The 18,996-nt window shown below is 59.1% G+C and carries 17 protein-coding genes and 2 tRNA genes; 7 read left to right on the forward strand and 12 right to left on the reverse strand.

The window, feature by feature from the left end:
- The first annotated feature begins 31 nt into the window (after positions 1 to 31).
- The 4 genes from HDF08_RS15770 (at position 32) to HDF08_RS15785 (ending at position 2,608) form a co-directional block, all read left to right on the forward strand.
- Entirely contained in the window at positions 32 to 823 is a 792-nt protein-coding gene (locus HDF08_RS15770) for a DUF72 domain-containing protein (RefSeq protein WP_373563207.1), read from the forward strand.
- The gene (locus tag HDF08_RS15775) at positions 823 to 1,860 is read left to right on the forward strand and encodes a YheT family hydrolase (protein ID WP_179639557.1); all 1,038 of its coding nucleotides are present in this window, start codon (positions 823 to 825) and stop codon (positions 1,858 to 1,860) included. Before HDF08_RS15770 ends, HDF08_RS15775 begins: the two co-directional genes overlap by 1 nt.
- 11 nt (positions 1,861 to 1,871) lie before the next feature.
- Positions 1,872 to 2,471 (forward strand): hypothetical protein, encoded by a 600-nt coding sequence (locus HDF08_RS15780; RefSeq protein ID WP_179639558.1) that lies wholly within the window; start codon positions 1,872 to 1,874, stop codon positions 2,469 to 2,471.
- Between the two features lie 60 nt (positions 2,472 to 2,531).
- Positions 2,532 to 2,608, forward strand: a tRNA-Arg gene (locus HDF08_RS15785).
- Between the two features lie 43 nt (positions 2,609 to 2,651).
- Here the strand turns inward: HDF08_RS15785 and HDF08_RS15790 are convergent.
- The 7 genes from HDF08_RS15790 to HDF08_RS15820 all read right to left on the reverse strand — a co-directional run bounded on the left by HDF08_RS15790 (position 2,652) and on the right by HDF08_RS15820 (position 9,812).
- Positions 2,652 to 3,890: an MFS transporter gene (locus tag HDF08_RS15790; protein WP_179639559.1), complete on the reverse strand. Its 1,239-nt coding sequence runs from the start codon at positions 3,888 to 3,890 to the stop codon at positions 2,652 to 2,654.
- A 69-nt stretch (positions 3,891 to 3,959) separates the two neighbouring features.
- A complete protein-coding gene (locus HDF08_RS15795) occupies positions 3,960 to 5,126 on the reverse strand; it encodes an acyl-CoA dehydrogenase (RefSeq protein WP_179639560.1) in 1,167 nt (388 codons plus the stop codon).
- A gap of 127 nt (positions 5,127 to 5,253) precedes the next feature.
- A complete protein-coding gene (locus HDF08_RS15800) occupies positions 5,254 to 6,120 on the reverse strand; it encodes a tetratricopeptide repeat protein (RefSeq protein WP_179639561.1) in 867 nt (288 codons plus the stop codon).
- Positions 6,121 to 6,354: 234 nt separating this feature from the next.
- Complete coding sequence (locus HDF08_RS15805) at positions 6,355 to 7,023, reverse strand: PspA/IM30 family protein (protein ID WP_179639562.1); 669 nt, start codon at positions 7,021 to 7,023, stop codon at positions 6,355 to 6,357.
- A 67-nt stretch (positions 7,024 to 7,090) separates the two neighbouring features.
- Positions 7,091 to 8,509 (reverse strand): flotillin family protein, encoded by a 1,419-nt coding sequence (locus HDF08_RS15810; protein WP_179639563.1) that lies wholly within the window; start codon positions 8,507 to 8,509, stop codon positions 7,091 to 7,093.
- A 147-nt stretch (positions 8,510 to 8,656) separates the two neighbouring features.
- Positions 8,657 to 9,244 carry an NfeD family membrane protein gene (locus HDF08_RS15815; protein ID WP_179639564.1) on the reverse strand — a complete coding sequence of 196 codons (588 nt, stop codon included), beginning with the start codon at positions 9,242 to 9,244 and terminating at the stop codon, positions 8,657 to 8,659.
- Position 9,245: 1 nt separating this feature from the next.
- Positions 9,246 to 9,812 carry a helix-turn-helix domain-containing protein gene (locus HDF08_RS15820; protein WP_179639565.1) on the reverse strand — a complete coding sequence of 189 codons (567 nt, stop codon included), beginning with the start codon at positions 9,810 to 9,812 and terminating at the stop codon, positions 9,246 to 9,248.
- Between the two features lie 162 nt (positions 9,813 to 9,974).
- Here HDF08_RS15820 and HDF08_RS15825 point away from each other — a divergent pair, with 162 nt between their 5' ends.
- Positions 9,975 to 12,077: a PP2C family protein-serine/threonine phosphatase gene (locus tag HDF08_RS15825; RefSeq protein ID WP_179639566.1), complete on the forward strand. Its 2,103-nt coding sequence runs from the start codon at positions 9,975 to 9,977 to the stop codon at positions 12,075 to 12,077.
- A gap of 54 nt (positions 12,078 to 12,131) precedes the next feature.
- Here HDF08_RS15825 and HDF08_RS15830 read toward each other — a convergent pair whose 3' ends face one another.
- From HDF08_RS15830 to HDF08_RS15840, 3 genes are all read right to left on the reverse strand, one after another.
- Positions 12,132 to 12,584, reverse strand: a complete 453-nt coding sequence (locus HDF08_RS15830; protein ID WP_179639567.1) for a hypothetical protein — start codon at positions 12,582 to 12,584, stop codon at positions 12,132 to 12,134.
- A gap of 325 nt (positions 12,585 to 12,909) precedes the next feature.
- Positions 12,910 to 12,985 (reverse strand) — tRNA-Thr (locus HDF08_RS15835).
- 93 nt (positions 12,986 to 13,078) lie between these two features.
- Entirely contained in the window at positions 13,079 to 13,972 is an 894-nt protein-coding gene (locus HDF08_RS15840) for a LysR substrate-binding domain-containing protein (RefSeq protein WP_179639568.1), read from the reverse strand.
- Positions 13,973 to 14,094: 122 nt separating this feature from the next.
- Here HDF08_RS15840 and HDF08_RS15845 point away from each other — a divergent pair, with 122 nt between their 5' ends.
- A complete protein-coding gene (locus tag HDF08_RS15845) occupies positions 14,095 to 14,586 on the forward strand; it encodes a GNAT family N-acetyltransferase (RefSeq protein ID WP_179639569.1) in 492 nt (163 codons plus the stop codon).
- A gap of 83 nt (positions 14,587 to 14,669) precedes the next feature.
- On the opposite strand, the gene HDF08_RS15850 is transcribed toward HDF08_RS15845, so the two are convergent.
- Both HDF08_RS15850 and HDF08_RS15855 read right to left on the reverse strand, forming a co-directional pair.
- Complete coding sequence (locus HDF08_RS15850; protein ID WP_179639570.1) at positions 14,670 to 14,810, reverse strand: hypothetical protein; 141 nt, start codon at positions 14,808 to 14,810, stop codon at positions 14,670 to 14,672.
- Between the two features lie 469 nt (positions 14,811 to 15,279).
- A complete protein-coding gene (locus tag HDF08_RS15855) occupies positions 15,280 to 16,377 on the reverse strand; it encodes a DUF6599 family protein (RefSeq protein ID WP_179639571.1) in 1,098 nt (365 codons plus the stop codon).
- Positions 16,378 to 16,522: 145 nt separating this feature from the next.
- Between HDF08_RS15855 and HDF08_RS15860 the strand changes: the two genes are divergently transcribed.
- Positions 16,523 to 18,955, forward strand: coding sequence for an ABC transporter permease (locus HDF08_RS15860; protein WP_179639572.1), 2,433 nt, complete (start codon positions 16,523 to 16,525; stop codon positions 18,953 to 18,955).
- Positions 18,956 to 18,996 lie beyond the last annotated feature (41 nt).

The raw sequence follows: 18,996 nt of genomic DNA on the forward strand, positions 1-18,996 counted from the left end.
TCTTTAACCTGCGGATCAACCTTTGCCCCGCGTGCCAAAAGCTCCCTCTACGCCCGCCCCGGTAGCCGCTCCTAAATCACTGGCGCGCCTCTATGCCGGGACCTCGGGTTGGGCCTATCCCACCTGGAAGCCGGAGTTCTATCCTGCTGGCACACCCGCCAAAAAGTTTCTGGAGTTTTACGCCTCGCAACTTACCTCGGTGGAGGTCAACTACACCTTCCGTGCCCTGCCGACGGCGAAGATACTCGAGAGTTGGCTTGCCGCGACGCCGTCAGAGTTTCGCTTCAGCTTCAAGGCCCCACAACGCATCACCCACCTCAAGCGGCTGCGCAGTTGCGAAGAACTGGTAACTCAGTTTGTGGCAGCCCTTGAACCAGTTCGTCAGTCCGGCAAACTTGGCCTTCTGCTCTTCCAGCTTCCTCCGAACTTCAAGGCTGACGCCGAACTTCTCAGCACCTTCCTCTTTCTCTCTGCCCTCCACGGAAGCAGCGCACCGCTAATCGCCTTTGAATTCCGTCACGAGTCCTGGTTCGACGAGAAGATCTATGCAGTCTTACGCGAGCACAACGCAGCAGTCTGCATCGCCGAGAGCGACGACCTGCTCACGCCGGAGGTGCACACCGCGAAGGACTACACCTGTTACCGGCTGCGGCGAAGCAGCGGCTACTCGCCAATCGAGTTGGATGCCTTTGCTCAACGTTTCGCAGCTCTCGCCCAGCAGCGCGACGTCTACGTCTACTTCAAACACGAGGACGAGCCCACCGGCGCACTCAACGCTACGCAATTTCTTGCCCGCATTCAGGCACTGTCGGAGAAGCAGTAATGCCGACAGCGGAGATCGAGAGCATCGAGAGCCACGCCGTAGAGTTTCAGCCTCGACGTTTCATAATCAACGGACATCTGCAGACGATCATGGGCAACTACCTGCCGCGACTCAACAGTTTGCCCGCGCCCGAGGCAACGCTCGTCGAGGTTTCGCCCGCCACACCCAGCCAGATCGCAAGTCAGGTTCTTTGCCACTGTCATTGGCAGCCCGAGGAGGTTCGCTCCTCGCGCCCAACAGCCATTCTCGTCCATGGGCTGGAAGGCTCCTCGAACTCACAGTACGTCATCGGCAACTCGAACAAGCTCTGGCGAGCCGGATGCAACATCATCCGCATGAACATGCGTAACTGCGGAGGCACCGAAGCGCTCACGCAGACGCTCTATCACTCCGGTCTCTCCAACGACGTACTCGCCGTGATGGACTTCTTCGTCGCACAACACCGCCTGCGGTCAGTATCCTTGATCGGTTACTCGATGGGCGGAAATCTCGTCCTCAAGCTTGCCGGCGAGCTTGGCTCTGCTGCTCCCCCAGAGCTGCACTCCGTCATCGGCGTATCGCCCGCGCTCGATCTTGGCCCATCGGCTGACGCTCTGCATCGCCCGTACAATCGGGTCTACGAGCTGAAGTTCTTGCGCGCTCTTCTCAGCCGTTATCGCCGCAAGGTCGCGCTGTTTCCTCACGTCTACGATCCCACTCTCGCCACTGGGATCCGTTCTCTGCGCGAGTTGGACGACCGTATCACCGCCTTCTATTCAGGTTTCACTGGAGCGGACGACTACTACTACCGCGCCGCTGCCGCCCGCGTCATCGACCAGATCGCCGTGCCGACACTCATCCTTCATGCATTGGACGATCCCTTTGTCCGCATCAGCGATGAGAGTTGCAAAACACTCGAGGCCAATCCGAGTATCCAGCTGATCACGACCCATCACGGAGGTCACTGCGCCTTCCTCGCGCGGCCCGATGCCGACAGTGGCTACGATGGCTACTGGGCCGAGCACACCCTGCTGCGCTTCCTGCTCGCCAACGCATAAGATAGTTCGTAATGCTCTCTGACTGGTCCGCCGAATGTTCTTCAGACGATCCTGTACTCGTGGTTCCCTGGTCTGACCCATCCGATCCCTCCGGCAATCGCCGATTCATCGATCTCCGCGAGAACCCTTACGACCTCGACCATCTCCCCGAAGTCGAGCAGCATCCCCCGCTGATGCATGCCCTGCGCGCGCTCAATGCCCCACGATCCGCTGTATTCACCGCGAAGTGCGATGTATGGCCGCTCGAAGCAGAGGAGCTTGACGCTCTCCGCGCAAACCTCGACGCAACCTCCGACGACGCCCCGGCAGGCTTCGGCAGCTACATCGACATCCTCTGGCGCGAGCGATCTCTCTTCGCCTCCTACCACCAGATGGAGCAAAGGGTGCATCGCTTGACCCGTCACTCCGCTCCGCTCGATCAGCCCTATGCCATGCTCGACTGCGTCATCCGACCTGCGCTCGTCGATCTCACCGGCCCGCAGGAGGGTTTTGCCATCAGCCTGTACGTGAAGGCCATCGGTCACGACCCCCAGGCAGCAGAACAGAACTGGGCCTCGGCCTTGGACGCTGTCGTCGCACTGTTGCGCAGCAAGGATCTTGCCTTGGGCTAGCCCCCAATTTTCCAAACCCTCTGGGTCGCCTTCCCCGATACAATCAATACAGACGCATACGGGCGAGTAGCTCAATTGGATAGAGCACGAGCCTTCTAAGCTCGGGGTTGTGGGTTCGATCCCCGCCTCGCCCACCACCCGTACCAAGCGTCTGCGCCCCTCTAAGCTTCCCGAGCTTACTTAAGCCTCGAGCAAGAGATCTTCTTCTTTGACCTGGTGGTAATCTGCTCCAGCATCGCGGCCTCCGGTCGCATGTCGCAGCCCCGCCAACGCGATAAAGCCGATAGCCAGGCAACAGACTCCGTTCCACCTCCAGTGCTCCCATGCGATAGTCGCCAGAGCCGATCCCACTGCCGCCCCGCTAAAGTACACCGTCATATAAACCGTATTGATCCGGCTGCGCGCAGAGGGCATCAGCCCGAAGATCCGTGTCTGATTGGCGACCTGCGTCATCTGCGCTCCTACGTCGAGCACCAGCACTCCGACCGCCAGCGCGATGATATGGATCGTGATCGGCAGCCCGGCTACTTCTTCCACCCACAATAAAACGTAGGAAAACGTGAGCAGGCCCATCCCAAGCGAGATCACCCATCGCGACCCATGCCTATCGGACAGCCTCCCTGCAAGTGGTGCGACCAACGCTCCCGCCGCGCCAACCACCCCGAAGGTACCCGCGACCCCGGCGCCCAGCCCGTAGTGACTATGCAGCACAAAAGCCAGCGTCGTCCAAAAACAGCTGAATGACGCAAAGACTAGTGCCCCGACAACGGAGGACTCTCTCAACAGAGGCTGCGTGCGAAAGAGCGTCCAGAGCGACTTCATCGCATCGGAGTAGCGCAACTGCTGCTTCGGGGGCAGCTTGGGCATCACCCGCCCCATCAGCGGAACAAAGGCCGCATTCACCACCGCCGCCACCACAAAGACCCAGCGCCAGCCATGAATACCGCTCACCCACCCCGCAAAAGTGCGGGCCAGCAGAATACCCAGCAGCAGTCCAGTCATCACCGTACCGATAGCCCGACCGCGCTTTTCATGCGAAACCAGATCGGGCGCAATCGGAAGCGCAACATGGGTGACCGACGCAAAGAGTCCAAGCAACACACTCGCAACGATAAGCCAGGTCAGTCCGGGGGCAAGCGCGACCAGCAGAAGCGCAACCGCCTCCGCACCATACATCTTCATCATCAGGGCGCGGCGTTCCAGCACATCGCCCAGCGGAACGAAGGCTAGCAAACCACACGCGTAACCCACCTGGGTCGCCACCGCCACAAAGCCCACATGGCCAGCCGTAACGCCATACGAACGGCCCATCTCCAGCAGAAGCGGCTGGTTGTAGTAGATCGTCGAAACACCAACTGCGCAAGCCAGCCCCAGAAAAGGCAGCGGAGCACGTTGTTCGGATCGTAATGAAGTGGTCATACCAATGCTCTAATTCAAGTGTAAAGCATTAGAGCCTGCTCGACCAGAGCCAGAGTCCGCGCGGATAGGCTAAACCTTGCCTAACGTCAACTTAGCGATAGTAGCTAACTGCATGAACGACGTCCCTTCATAGATCTTGCCGATCTTGGCGTCGCGATACAGCTTCTCGACAGGGTAGTCCTTTACAAAGCCCGAACCCCCATAGATCTCGACCGCTAAACTGGCAACGCGCTCCGCCACCTGCGACGTGAAGTACTTGCACATCGCCGCCTCCTTCAGAAAATCCAGTCTCGCATCCTTCAGTCGAGCCGCGTTATAAACCATCAGCTTCGCCGCTTCGATCTCCGTCGCCATCTCGGCCAGTTGAAACTGCATCGCCTGAAACTCCACCAGGGTCTTACCGAACTGTTTGCGCTCCTTCGCCCACTTCGCCGCATAGCCCCATGCACCTTCGGCCAGCCCCAGCATCTGCGAGCCAATCCCGATACGGCCTTCGTTCAGCGTCTCGATAGCGATCTTGTATCCCTTGCCCGGCTCGCCCAGCACCTGCGCCGCAGGCACAACGCAGTCGTTAAAGATGAGTTCGCAGGTACTCGACGCGCGAATACCAAGCTTGTCTTCCTTCTTCCCAAGCGTAAATCCGGCTGCACCCTTCTCAACCAGAAACGCCGTAATCCCCTTGTAACCGGCTGCCGGATCGATCGTCGCAAAGACAATAAACAGCCCTGCCTCTTTTGCATTCGTGATCCACAGCTTCTGTCCGTTGAGAACATAATCGTCCCCGCGCTTCACCGCGCGCGTCTGCAACGCAAAGGCGTCAGACCCCGACGAAGCTTCGCTGAGCGCATACGATCCGATGGTGTCTGTCGCAAGGCGCGTCAGGTATTTTTTCTTCTGCTCTTCATTCGCCCATCGCACCAGCGCATTGATGCACAGCGTGTTTTGCACATCGACCATAACCCCGACCGACGGATCGACCGCAGAGATCTCTTCGACCGCGAGAATCGCATTGAAAAACGTGCCCCCTGCCCCACCGTACTCCTCGGGAATCTCGATCCCCATCAACCCAAGTTCGAAGAGTTTCCGGATAAGTCCGGCATCCATCTGCTGTGACTCATCCATGCCGCGTACGAGCGGACCGATTTGTTCTACCGCAAAGCGCCGTATCGTATTACGAAAAAGCTGCTCGTCATCCCCTAGCGGCGTCAACGCCATCGGTCCAACCTGCTGCGACATCCACTCACCTCTGCCCGTATCAGGAAAAGGCGAGTCTAGCATCTTGAGCACACAACTGAATAGCCATTCACTCAACTAATTGAGCAAAGGCACCTGTCTAGTCGCTCATCAAGAAGAGAGCAAATCGCTAGCCCGCGACCTTAACCAACCGCCCACGCCGGGTGACGATCGAGAGCTTCTCGGTATTCAAAATCTTCCGAGCCTGCTCTCTGGCATGATTGGCCCACGGTCCCACCGGATCGAGCCGCACATAAGCCAGCCAGTGTCGCAACGCCCTTCGACGCTGCCCCTGCCGCTCATACGCCAGCGCAAGGTTGTAGTGTGCATCGGCATACTGCGGAACCAGAGCAACAGCCTTCTGATAAGCGGTCGTCGCCTCAGCCAGACGCTGCATCTCGTCCAGCACATTGCCCAGATCGAAGAACGCAAGCGCATACTCCGGGTCGGCCACCGTCGCCTGTCGATAGAGCCCTTCCGCATCCTCAAACCGCCGCAGGTTGTAGTGGATCGTCCCAAGATTGATCAACGCCGGCGCATGCTGCGGGCGCATCGCCAGAATCGCAGCATAGATCTCGGCAGCCTGCTGGATCGTAGCCGGATTTTCCTCCAACTGCACCGCACGCAAAAACATCTCCTGGATCTCTGCCGCCTGTCGCAAACCGGCATCCCCACTACCCACGACACGAAGCTGACGCGCCGGCGCAGTTTCAAAGTCAAAGGCCAGCTGCTGCGTCAGCGGATCCATCAGCGCACCGCCATGTCGAAAGCTCAACCGTGATCCGCGCCGCACAAAGCTCGCCTCCAGCAGCGGATTCCCTACTCCGCCTAGCCGCTGCATGGCCTCCACCGACACTCGTATATTTTTCGCAGAGATCTTTGTCGTCGCCTGCAGATCGCGCAGCCTGCGCAGCTGACCCAGCGCTTCAAAAGAGTAGTCATCCGTGGGAGAGATCAGTCCCGCTCGCTCCCACGCCGTTAGCTGGCGTGCCTGCAAGTGAAGGATCCGGATTACGTCTTGACGGCTATATCGGGTCACAGTGGTGTCTCAGTTGGCACCGTCTTACAAGTTCATCCTGCGAACTCTCTCTGGAGTATGCCTTCGAAACCCGCGCCAATCAAGACCAAAACCTTCTAACCCCCTCGAATAGTGGTGGATAACTCGTACCCAAATGGGTTCACCGATCTTCAAACCAAATTCACATTCGGAAATTCAACTGTCCGAACCCCTTTAGCTAAGACGCGGTTGCCTGCTCTTGAGATCTTCAAGCAGCCGCTCGATCTGATCCTCTTTTTCCAAAGTGTTGAGCCGTTCTTCAAGAGATTGAGATTCAAGAACCACATGGCTGGCAAAGTTGTCGGCCTCCTCACGCTGAATGCTCGAGCGCAGCCGGTTCATGGCGGTCGATCTCTGGTGCGAGGCAGCGATCGTGCGGGCAGCGTTCGCCTTGCCTACCGTGCGGGCGCGGCGTTGCTGAGCGATCAATAACTCGCAAGCCGAGCGCGTCTCGGACAGCTTCTGCTGCAGCCGATTGAAGGCGTTGCGAAGAGTCTCTGTCTCAGCCTTCTGATCTTCAAGCTGCTGCGCAAAGTTTGCTGTCAGCTGTTGGTTGCTCAGGCTGCGCTCCAACGCAGCGCGGGCCAGATCGTCCTGTTGCTTCTGCACCGCGAGCTCCGCCTTCCGATTCCACTGGGTTATAGCAACCTCGTACTCCTTGAGCTTTTTCTCGAGAAGGTGCTGGTCGGCAATCGCGATAGCGACCTGCGTCTTGACCTGGAGCAGCTGGTTTTCCATATCCAGCACGAGTTGCTTCGCCAGCTTCTCAGGATCTTCCGCCCTCTCGATAAGGTCGTTGATGTTGGCTCGTAGAAGTGTTCCTACACGCTCAAGCAGTGCCATGGGATTCCTCCTTTACTGCGGTAGTGCGTCCAGCGCGGAGAGAGTTTTCTCCGCGCTGGCTGTTAGGTCAGGCTTGTGGACCGTTGCTGTCATCGCGAGGCTTCATCGCTTTGACGTTCGACATTAGATCATGAAGGTTCATGCCCGAGAGAGCCTCGAAGAGCGCAGGAACCTGGGCAGCGATCTTCGTCATCTCGCCCGTGATCTTGCTGGCTCCGGTCGCCCCATCGTTCCCCGTCGAAACAATCGTGATCTTGTCGACCTTACTCAAAGGCTCCGCCATAGCCCGAACCACATCGGCCATGTTGGTGATGAGCTTGTCGACGACGGCGGCCTGCGTCCACTCCTGGTAAGCTTCGGCCTTTACGTTCATCGCTTTCGCCTCCGCCTCGCCCTTCTGAAAGATGATGTTGGCCTCCGCCTCGCCCTGCAGCTTCGTGGCTGCGGCACGACCCTCGGCCTCCATCATGACGCGAGCCTTATCGGCCTGAGCGATATTCTCGATGCGCTGACGCTCAATCTCAGAGCCCTTGAGCACCGTCGCAATCAGCTCCTTTTCATGACGCAGAATCTCAGCCTCCTGCACCTTCACCTGCTCCTGCTTCTCAACCTGCTGAACGCGAACCTGCTCGGCAACGACCTTCTGCTGCATGACGTTGGTCTGGAGTTCGTACGCCTTATCCGCCTGAGCCTCCTGGCGACGGCTCTGCTCCATGAACTGCGCCTTCTGGATATCAAGGTCACGTTGAGCCTCCGCCTGTTTTGCAAGCGACGCTGTCTCTGCGATCACGCGATCCTGATCCGCCGAGGACTTGGCGACTGCTGCCTCGCGTAGTGCAATGGCGCGGCGAATCGCCGTATCGCGCTCAGCCTCTGCCGTAGCAATCTCGGCATCGCGTCGTATGCGAGCCACATCTGGACGGCCCATGTTGGTGATGTACTCGTTCTTATCGCGCACCTCGCGAATCGTGAAAGAGATCACCTCAAGCCCCATCTTGCTCATGTCATCCATACAAGTAGAGCGCATCCGTTCAGCCACCATCTCCGGCTCTTTCACAATCTGCTCAACGGTAAGCTGACCAATAATGCCGCGCAGATGACCCTCCATCACCAGTCGAATGAGACCCTCGCGCTGGTCAGGAGACTTCGTCAGAAACTGTTCCGCTGCAGTGAGGATCGACTCTTTGTCCGAACGAACTTTGATCTGCGCAACAGCCTCCACAGTCACCGCGACACCCTGCTTGGTGTAGAGATCCTGCTGCGGCGCAACGTCAAAGCTCATCAGCTCCAGCGAAAGTTGACGAGAGTTTTCCACGACCGGAAAGATCACCGCGCCGCCGCCCTTGATGACGCGCGGCCCGCGGAATCCATAGACAATAATCGCTTCGTTAGGACCAGCCTTGCGAAACATCTTAGCCATTAGAAGGGCCAATGCGAGAGTGGCGAGAACTACCAGACCAACAATAATAACGACCGAGTTCGGCATATCGTTCCTTTGTCCCAGTCCTTTGTCCAGACGGACGAGAGAGCGTGTAATGTGCTTGCCTCAAGAGAGGGTTGAGCGGGTGATGTGCCTCGGCAAGTGAGGCCGCCCGGATCAGGAACGACGATCAACAAAAATTACAATCATGATCTACAACGCATCGTGCATTCCATTCGCGAGTTCGTCCCATCGACGGACGTAGGCAACGCCGCGGTCATAACGAATAACAACAACCTCCGTTCCTCGCGCGATGGCGCTGCCGTCTTCGCTCCGGGCAGCAGCCGCACGACGAGCCCCGGCCTGCGAAAAGATAATCTCGCCAATCCCATCCCCGTCACGAATGGAGTCGCTCACCTGGGCAAGTACGCCCGCCATCTCCGTCTCTTCCGGAGTCAGAATCCGCTCATGAGGAAGAAGCAGCTTGAAGAGAACAGCCCAGATGAGCGCGGCCCCGGCGACACCGCTTATCAATGCAGTCAGCAAAATCAGCACGCCGCCGAAGATGCTCGAGTGGTGCAGCAGATACCCGGCGCCGCCAAACCAGCACAGAAACACCGTGATGGTGAAGCCGTTCACCGCAGACAAGCCTGATCCCCGATGTGCCCCATGCGCGGCATGACCGTGAGCCACATTGCCAATATGGAATCGGCCGATATGCAGATGGCCGAAACCCCCAACGACCGAGATCAGGCTAAGCACCAAGCCGACACAGAAACAGATGAGATAGAAGGAGTCCATATTATTTGGTGCTCCGTTTCGCGGCTTTCTTTGGAGCCGGTTGAGTTAGTGGAGCCATCATCGAAGAGCCTTCAGGACGAAGAACCTGAAACAGACGATCCAGCAGAGCAGGCGTCTCAAGAATGCTCTCGATCAGAAGAAAGCAGCGCCGTGAATCGCTATGGTTCGCCAGCGCCAGCAGAGCCTGGCAGAGTGCCGGGTCACGACGGAAGCGTTCGACGCCTCCGACCAGCCACAGGTCGAGCTTGTCTTCCGCCGTTCGCAGGTCGGAGATCAACTCGGAGTGATAACCCTCTGGATCATCGACGAGATAGCCGGGATGAACTTTGAAGAACTTCGCCAGCAGCAGCCGCGTCGTGTTCGTCAGGTGCGGGCGCGCGCCACTCTCAATCTGAGACAGATACGACTGGCTGATAGTTCCCTTGTTTGCCCTGTTGCCTGCCTTCTTACCCGCACCATTCTCTTGTTGAATCGCCCGAACCAGCTCCTGTTGCGTCATAGCGCGATTAAGACCACGAAGGCTGCCCTCAACCTCACGCAGATAACGGATTTTGTCGCTGAGTCTCATGACAATTACAAATCGCAATATTTATATCGCAATATGCAATAAAAATCAAGACCGATTTTTCACTCCAATTCAAACCAGAAAAGCTCCGCCCCAAAGACATCGCAAGAATCTGCAGAGTACGTTCGATTCCTCACACATGGAAACCCGGCGTATGCTGGCCACATGCTTCGGCCTGCCTGGCGTCTATCGCATTCGTGCTGCCTGCCCGCACACCTGCTTAGCGTCTCCTTCCTCGTCGCATCTCCACCGGCACCCGCGCTCGGCCAGCCCCCCGCATCCACTCTCGCGATTGAAGGCTTAGGCAGAGCCGTCGCACGACTTGATGGCCCCTGGCGCTTCCACCTGGGCGACGATCCCACCTGGGCCTCGCCCTCCTTCGATGACTCCCAATGGGAACAACTCACCGCAGAGAAACCCTGGGGCGAGCAGGGCTACACGAGTTACACCGGCTATGCATGGTACCGCCTGCACCTGTCGCTCAACCCGTCCCCAAGAGATCAACCCAGCTTCGCCCTCCTCGTGCCCCACCTCGACGACGTGTACGAGATCTTCTGGAACGGCAGTTCCATCGGCCGCAGCGGAAAGTTCCCTCCCTACCCCATCTGGTATCGATCCTCAAACGCACCAGCTACCTACCCGCTCCACCCGGCAACCCCTGAGTCTGGGTCGGAGCACGAAAACGGCACACTCGCCATCCGCGTCTGGAAGGCTCCTCTTACCTCCGAGGACTCAGGACAATCCGGCGGCTTCGAGGGATCCCCCGTCATCGGCTATCCCGAATCCGTAGCCGCGTATAAAACCACGCTCGACTATCAGTGGCTCCGCGCCAATCAATTTTCGTTCAGCCAATACCTCCTCTACGGAATCGCCGGGCTCCTCGCCCTCTTCGCCTGGCTTCGAGATCGACAGCAGAAAGCCCTCCTGTGGATGACCGGATTCGCCCTGAGCCCGCTCCTCCGGCTGGTCCTCTACGGAATGCGTATCGCGTGGCCCGTAGGCTTATCAAACGCGCTCGGACCGCCCGTCTCCTCGATTCGCGACATCTCTCTCTGGTTTCTGCTGCTCTGGCTTCTGCACCTCGACGACAACCCATCATTAACAAAACTCATCCGTCGCTTTGCCATCATCAGCCTGGCAGCCAGTATCTCCGATGGCCTTCTGTCGCTCCTGGATGCGAGCGTGAGTTGGTTCTGGCTCATTCAGATCGCGGACGCGGTGCTCACAGGGATCTACTTCATCACCGCGGCAGTTCCCCTTGCACTCGTCGCCCTCGCCATCAAACAGCACCGCCATCTGGATCTGGCCCGTCGCTTACTAGTCATCGCAGCATTTCTCTGGGGCATGATTCAGGTCGTCCAGAGGCTAGCTCCCCAGGGACAGCGCTTCACCCACTGGACCCTCGCCGACAAACTACGCGCCCCCCTCTTTCACCTCTACGGCAACGCCGTATCCCTGCCCACGCTCGCCGGAATCTTCCTGCTCGTCGCTCTGCTCTACTCCGTCTATCGCACCTCCATGGAGGACCGCCGCCGCCGCAGCCTTCTCGAGCACGAGATGAGCAGTGCCCGCGAACTCCAGCACGTGCTCATCCCCGAAACCTTCCCTTCGATCCCTGGCTTCGCCGTCACCAGTGCCTATCGCCCCGCACTTGAGGTCGGCGGAGACTTCTTCCAGATCATCCCCCTCGATGGCGACTTCACCCTTGTCATCCTCGGCGATGTCAGCGGAAAAGGCCTCAAGGCTGCCATCGCGGTCTCACTCATCGTCGGACTGGTGCGCGTCCTGGTGGAAAACACTCACAGCCCCGCTCAACTATTGACCGAGTTGAACCGGAGACTGACCGGCCGCCTGCATGGCGGTTTTGCCACGTGCGTGGCCCTGCGTCTCGATCCCCACGGCAACTGCGTCCTCGCCAGCGCCGGACACCCCCCTCCCTACCTCAACGATCGAGAGGTAGTCATCCCCGGGTCGTTCCCGCTCGGCCTGTTTCCCACCGTCGCCTATCCGGATAGCCGCCTGCCTTTGCAGGTCAACGATCACCTCGCCCTCTATACCGACGGACTCCTAGAAGCCCGCAACAAGTCCGGCGAACTCTACGGCTTCGACCGGACGCGCGAACTCTTCGCGGCACTCCCCAACGCCGCCCGCGCCGCCGAAGCCGCCGTGCACTTTGGTCAGGACGACGACATCACCGTCGTCACCCTGGTCCGCGTCCCCATGGGCGAAGAATCGACCGACATCGCGCCGGCCAATCGGAACCTGTAAAAATGCCTGTGAGCGGCCTCACCGCAGATCAACCGCAGATCTACCTAAGATCAATCAAATCGTGTCTTTGAGAACACCCTTGTACTTTTGAAATTCCGCCGTCGTGTCGTTTCTTACCTTTGAGATGATATCGGTCCATACCGGGTTGATTGTCGTGAGATCGACCTGCCCGTGCCCATGCGCTGTAGCGAATTCTTGAGCTTTATTCTCTCCATCCGTGTAATTCTGCATGCCCTTCACGATCTCGAAGGCAGATGCGATGACAACACCCACATCGTCCTCCAAATCAGGCGGTACGCTCGCATAGACCTCGTCATAGTTCTCGTCGATCCACTGGAACACGATCGGCATCAGCACCTCGGACACCCAGCGGTTATAAGCGTCCAAACCCTCGATTCCCGCGATCCACGACGGGTGCATCCCCCAATCCGGATGAACCCCGCTCAGCCCATGCTTGTTCCCCTTCTCAACCAAATGCTGAGTGGTCCACTTCGTCATGTTTGACATAGCTCTCTCCTTGTTGATTTCACTATCATTCCATTGAATTGAAATACGGGGCCCCACAACCCGAAGAATTACTGCCAACTCAATCCGGCGAGTCCCATGTGACCTTGAAAAAACACAGACCCTTGCCAAGGAGAAAGCTAGGTGCAGTGTTTATAGCATTGATTCAAGCGCCCTCGCATTTTTTGGTCGCCTCGGCACTTTTTGCGATTGGCCACGGGCCGCACCCAAGGCAAAGCTCCTCCAAGAGGAGGCACGCCCTCAAATCGCACCGTCTCCCCAACTGCAGGAGCAGAGCCTACCAAATAATTCATCTTTAAAGGGATTGTGGAGCCGATGAGCGGAGTTGAACCGCTGACCTACTGATTACGAATCAGTTGCTCTACCAACTGAGCTACATCGGCCTGTTTCTCTATTCTATCGGCTTCGTGGCCATTCGCCAACTCTTCAGTTCGCCCGGCGATGAGCCGTAACCAAAAAGCTGCCAACGTCAGAGATCAACCCACCAGATGCTGATTCGCAATCTCGATGAAGTTCCTCGCAAGAACGCTCTCCGCACCCGTCTTTACTCCAAGATCAATCGTCGTCCGGCAAGCAGCCGTCACCGCTCGATACACCGCCCCCGGCATCGCAACCCTCGCCACGCAAGCCGGTGCCAGCGTCACCCCAAGTCCCGCCGCCACCAAGCGCACTAGCGTCAACCACTGCGGCGCATCTTGAACGATGTTCGGACGAAACCCGCTCCGTTCGCAGCACGCAATCGTCCGGTCATAGGCCAGCGGACCCATCCGCCGCGCAAACATGATGAACGGTTCGCCCTCCAACGCCTTCACGCCCAGCGTCTTCCGTTGGGCCAGCGGGTGCGCCTCCGGCAACACCGCCACATACCTCTCCTTCAACAAAGTAGTGATGCGAATCCCCTCGGTCGGATCTCCATCCCGCAGAAACGCCAAGTCGATCTGCCCATTCAACAACGCGGCAATCTGCGCCGACGTCACCAACTCCCGAAGACGCAACTCCACCTTCGGATAATGGCGCCGAAAACTTTGAATAGCAGCCGGCAGCTCCGTAAACATCACCGAGCCGCTGAAACCCACCGTCAGCGTTCCCTCCTCACCGCGACCCAAACGCCTAACCTGGGCAAGGTCCTCGTCCACCTTCTCCATCGTGCTCCTCGCACGTCTCGCAAGCAGCTGACCGGCAGCCGTCAGCTTCACTCCGCGTGTCGTCCGCTCAAACAACGCATGACCAAGCATCTGTTCCAGCCGTTTGATCTGCTGGCTCAACGGAGGCTGCGCCATCCCCAGACGTCTCGCCGCCTTGCTGAAGTGAAGCGTCTCCGCAACCGCCAGGAAGTACCGCAGATGCCGCAGCTCGATGCGCTCATTCATATCTCAATCATATAGATCGCGACCTTTCAGCTATTGGACATCCCGCGCCACTCCTCGTAGCGTTGAGTGCAGGACACACCGCCAGTGACCCTTTCCGGAACAAAAGATTCAGTGGAGGTCTCATGAACAACACAGCCCTGGAGTTCAAGATCCGGGAGTTCGAACCGGAAGACAAGATCGCCTTCCGCCGCCTCAACGAAGAGTGGATCACCCGCGAGTTCGTCCTCGAACCCAAGGACCTTTACTCCCTCTCCAACCCACAGGCAACCATCCTCGATCATGGCGGCCGCATCTTCTTCGCCATTCAAAACGGCGAGACCGTCGGCTGCTGTGCTCTTGTCGCGATGAAACCCGGAGAGTTCGAAGTAGCCAAGATGGCCGTTACCCAAGCTTGCCAGGGAACCGGAATCGGACGTCGCCTCCTCCAAACCGTCGTGGACGAAGCGAGGACCTCAGGCGCAACCCGGCTCTATCTCGAAACCAACCACAAGCTAACCCCAGCCATTCACCTCTACGAAGCGGTCGGTTTCAGACGCCTCCCGCCAGACCGCGTAGTGCCATCCCCCTACGCCCGCGCAGACGTCTCGATGGAGCTATCGTTCCCCACTCGCTGACCGAAGACCAAAGATCCACGCGCGTCATCGTCCATCAGAGCAGACAAGCCCAATTCCACACTCACAGCGCAGAGATCACACACTCACAGGTCGCGGCGACCAGCACCGTCAAACTCTCCACCATCCGAGTCCACCCAATTCGCTCCGTCGGCAGGCCACACCAGTATCGCGAGCGCCGCCAGAGCGATCACTACTTGCAGCACCGGATGTAGACCCTGAGACATAGTGCGCCTCGGCAGAGAGCCTTTTGTTCCCTTGCGATCTTCATCGGCAGCCTCATTCTCGACCGTGACGCAACGCCATCACCCCGGCTGATTCCTCACCACAGCCATCCCACTTTGGTAACCAACTCTCTCGGAAGAGAACGCACGAAAATTCCCTCCGGAAAAGCGAAGAGGCCACCCGGCAACGAGGTGGCCTCTTCTTTAGGGAGAATAGTTCCAACGGAGGCAAAGCCATCAGAACTTTCTGGCGAAATACTAAGTTTGGCGATATGACGTGTCAAGGCCAAAACTTGACTACTGTAAGTCCTTATTCCTCAATGGTTACGGGGGTTACTAACCTGCCAACAGGGGCCCCTATATTCGCCTAAGTTTCGTTTTTAGCGCCACCGCCAAAATCTAAACCGCTATCCTATCAGACGCTTAGCTCCTCGCCTGCACCATCCCCAGTGCAGATCTGCGAGCCCGTCGATCATCCCCCATGCTCAACCCCGGACCCCTCCGTATGAATCCGAGCCGCACTTCCGCTCAGATCGATACGAAGAAACTCCGGCTCAGTCGCCGCTGGCTTACCCTGAAGTACCCTGATCGCCGCCCGTCCGCCACCCAGAAACAGCGCCAGAATCACAGCCGCCAAAGCCCCCACCCCGCAGAACACCAGGATGCTCGTCAGCAAACTCACCGTCTTCTTGATCTCCGCATGGAATTCAGGAGGCACCGGCTTGTTCCAGGTCACCTCACTCCGCAGATGAATCCCCTCCACCAGCCTCTGCGCCTCGGCCGCACCCCAGACCCCTGTCGTCAGCAGCACCAGCGGCCCCTCCCGCCTCAGCTTCACCGTCCCGGCCGCACTGCCCTCCCGGTTCATCTCCGCCTCAATCTGTCGCCCATGCTCGCCTGCAATCTGAGGCGTCGGGTAGAGCAGCATCGTTAGCACACCCTTCCCCTCGTACTTCGCCGTCACCACCTCGGCTGCCTTGTCGAAACCAATCATCTCCGCCGGAAGCACCCCACCCATTGCCTGATAGCCCAGCGGCCCCACAGCATACCGCTCCGAGCCCTTCTCCAAATCCTTCACCGGCAAGTAAGTCGGCAGCAGCGGAGACATCCCCTTCGGACCCCCCACCTTCGGCAGCCCCACCTCCACCGTTCGCAGAACCGCCTCCGTCGAAGCCGGACTGCCCTTCAAAGCCGCGACCACAACGGACACCCCACTCCGCACCACTGTGGAACCGCTCTTCCGCAGATAGTCACACGCCGCTGCCGCACCCGTCGCATCGTCAAACTGATACACCGTCACCATGCCCTTTGCACCCGGACCCTGTGGCCCACCCCGCTCATACCGGCGAATTCCATCCTCGACCAGCACCGGCGCATCGGCCCCACTCCACGAAGGAGCACCCGTCCCAGCGTCATGATCAGACCCTCCCCGCAGCGACTCCGGCAGCAGCGGCGTCGGAGGCTCCGCCAGCATCACCTTCGGCGTCTGCCCCTCCAACGAAATCACTGACGCACCCATCACCACCAGCCCCAGCACAGCCGCCACCCGTATCCGAGAGAGAAAACCCATACGTTGGTCAGACTACACCAGCACGCGAACGTAAGCCTAGAGCCACACCCGTCTTCGTTTGCTGGAACTTCCTCGGCGCATCAACGTATGTTGATGGAATATTGCTGTAGAGAAATCCCTGCCGCGCTGCACTAGGAGATCGTCGATGGAAGCCTTCGTTCAAAACCTCAAGTTTGCAGTACGCCAGTTGAGTCGCAACCCTGGCTTCACCGTCACGGTGATCCTTACCTTGGCACTCTCCATCGGCGCTAACACCGCAATCTTCTCCCTGGTCAACGCCCTCATGTTGAAGAGCCTGCCCTACTCCCAGCCGGAGCGCATGGGCACCATCTACACCCGCGTCACCGGAGCCAAACCCTCCGACGAGCGTCACCACGTCAACGGCGAGCAATGGGAGTTGCTGCGCGACAACGTCCCCTCCCTCCTCTCCGCCGTCTCCAGCTCCAGGGCAGCCGGTGTCAATCTCCAGGCCGGCTCCCACATTCAATATCTACATGCTGGCCGAATCTCCCAGCACTACCTCGACGTGCTGGCCATCCACCCCATTGCCGGACGCAACTTCTCCAACGTCGAAGATCTCCCCCACGGCCCGAAGACCGTCATCCTCAGTTACAACCTCTGGCACAGCGCCTTCGGCACCAATGCCAGCATCCTAGGCCAACCCATCCTCCTCAAGGGCGAGCCCTACACCGTCATCGGGGTGCTCCCTGAAGGCGCAACCACTCCCCTCAACGCCGACCTCTACACCGCGCTTCAACCCGCCCGCGACGGCGAAGGCGGAGGAACTAACTTCGAGGCCATCACCCGCCTCCGCGACGGCGCAACTTGGCAGCAGGCCGATGCCGAGATTAGTCGCGCCTGGTCCCTCCGCTCCAACCGCTACGAACTGGCCGACAACCCCGGCGCACAGGTGACCTACTACTCCGTGCCATTGCAACAGGGACAGACCGCAACCCTGCGTCCGCAGGTCCTGGCGCTCATGCTCGCCGCCGGATTCATCCTGCTCATCGCCTGTGCCAACCTCGCCGGCCTATCCCTGGTCCGCATGCTGCGCCGCACCCCCGAAGTCGCAACCCGTCTCGCCCTCGGAGCCTCGCGCTGGCAGATTCAACGGCAGCTCTGGGTGGAAAATCTCCTCCTCGCCTTCATCGGCGGAGCCGTAGGCGTCGCTGTCGGCTTCGTCGCCCTCCGCGGCCTCCTCCTGCTCCTCCCCGAACACTTCTTGCCCGTCGCCCGCATTCCCCTCGATGGCCGCGTCCTCGCCTTCACCCTTCTCCTCTCCCTGTTCACCAGCGTGCTCTTCGGCATGCTTCCCGCCCTTGTCATGCGAAAGCTCGATCTGCGCTCCGCCATCGCCAGCCGCTCCGCCACCGGCGGCGACCGCATCGGCCTCCGTCAAGCCCTCATCGTGGCCGAGGTCGCCCTCACCGTAGTCTTGCTCGCCGCCTCCGGCCTTCTCATCCGCACCCTCGTCCACCTCCAGACCCTGCCCCCCGGATTCAACCCCACGGGAGTCATGACCGCCAAGGCATCGCTCGACGACGTCCACTATCACGACGCGGCCGCCTTCCAAAAGTTGCTTCAGGAAAGCACCTCCGCCATGCGCCAGATTCCCGGCGTGCAACATGCCGCCGTCGGCCTCAGCCTGCCCTATGAACGCTCGCTGATTATGGGAGGGATTACCCTGAGCGATGGCAAGGAAGCCGGCCAAAAGGCTATGGCCGACGAGGTCTATGTCACCCCTGATTACTTCGCCGCCTTGCAGATTCCAGTCATGGCAGGACGATCCTTCACCGAAGCAGACCGTGCCGAGTCGCAGCATGTGGCCATCGTCAACCAGGAGTTCGCACGCAAGTTCTTCCATGGCGCAAATCCGGTTGGCCGCTACCTTAATAAAGACACAAGGATCGTCGGAGTGGTGGAGAGTGTATCCATGGCGCCGGGAGTCGATCCCGTCGCGCCCCTCACCGGCGAAGAGACGATGTACGTTCCTGCCGCACAGATCGAAGCCAGACAACTCGCGATGGTCCACGTCTGGTTTCAACCCAGTTGGATCGTCCGCACCGCCTACCCAATCGAAGGCCTCACCGCGCAGATGCAGCAGGCCCTCGCCAGCGCCGATCCCAACCTCCCCTTCTCCGGCTTCTACAGCATGCGCGACCTGCTCGCAAAAACCCTCGCAACCCAGCGCGTCGAAGTCGCCCTCCTCAGCACCATGTCGGCTCTCGCTTTGCTGCTCAGCGCCGTAGGAATCTTTGCCCTTGTCTCCAACATCGTCGTGCAGCGAACCCGCGAGATCGGCATCCGCATCGCTCTCGGTTCCACCATCCGCCAGGCCATGGTCCACATCGGCGCACCTGGTATAAGAGCCTCTGCATTAGGCCTCCTCCTGGGCTTAATCTTCTCCGCAGCAGCCTTGCGGGCCATGCACAGTGTGCTCTACGGAGTTGACGTCTACGACGCGCCCACCCTCCTCACCGTAGTCTTCACCCTCATCGCGATAACACTTCTCGCCACCACCGTCCCAACGCTGCGCATCGCCGGAATCGATCCTGCTAAGACCCTGCGCGACGAATAACAAGCCCTAAGCAATACCACAGTTGTTGAAGTCGTCTAGCT

This window comes from Tunturiibacter empetritectus (assembly GCF_013410875.1).
Taxonomy (GTDB): domain Bacteria; phylum Acidobacteriota; class Terriglobia; order Terriglobales; family Acidobacteriaceae; genus Edaphobacter; species Edaphobacter empetritectus.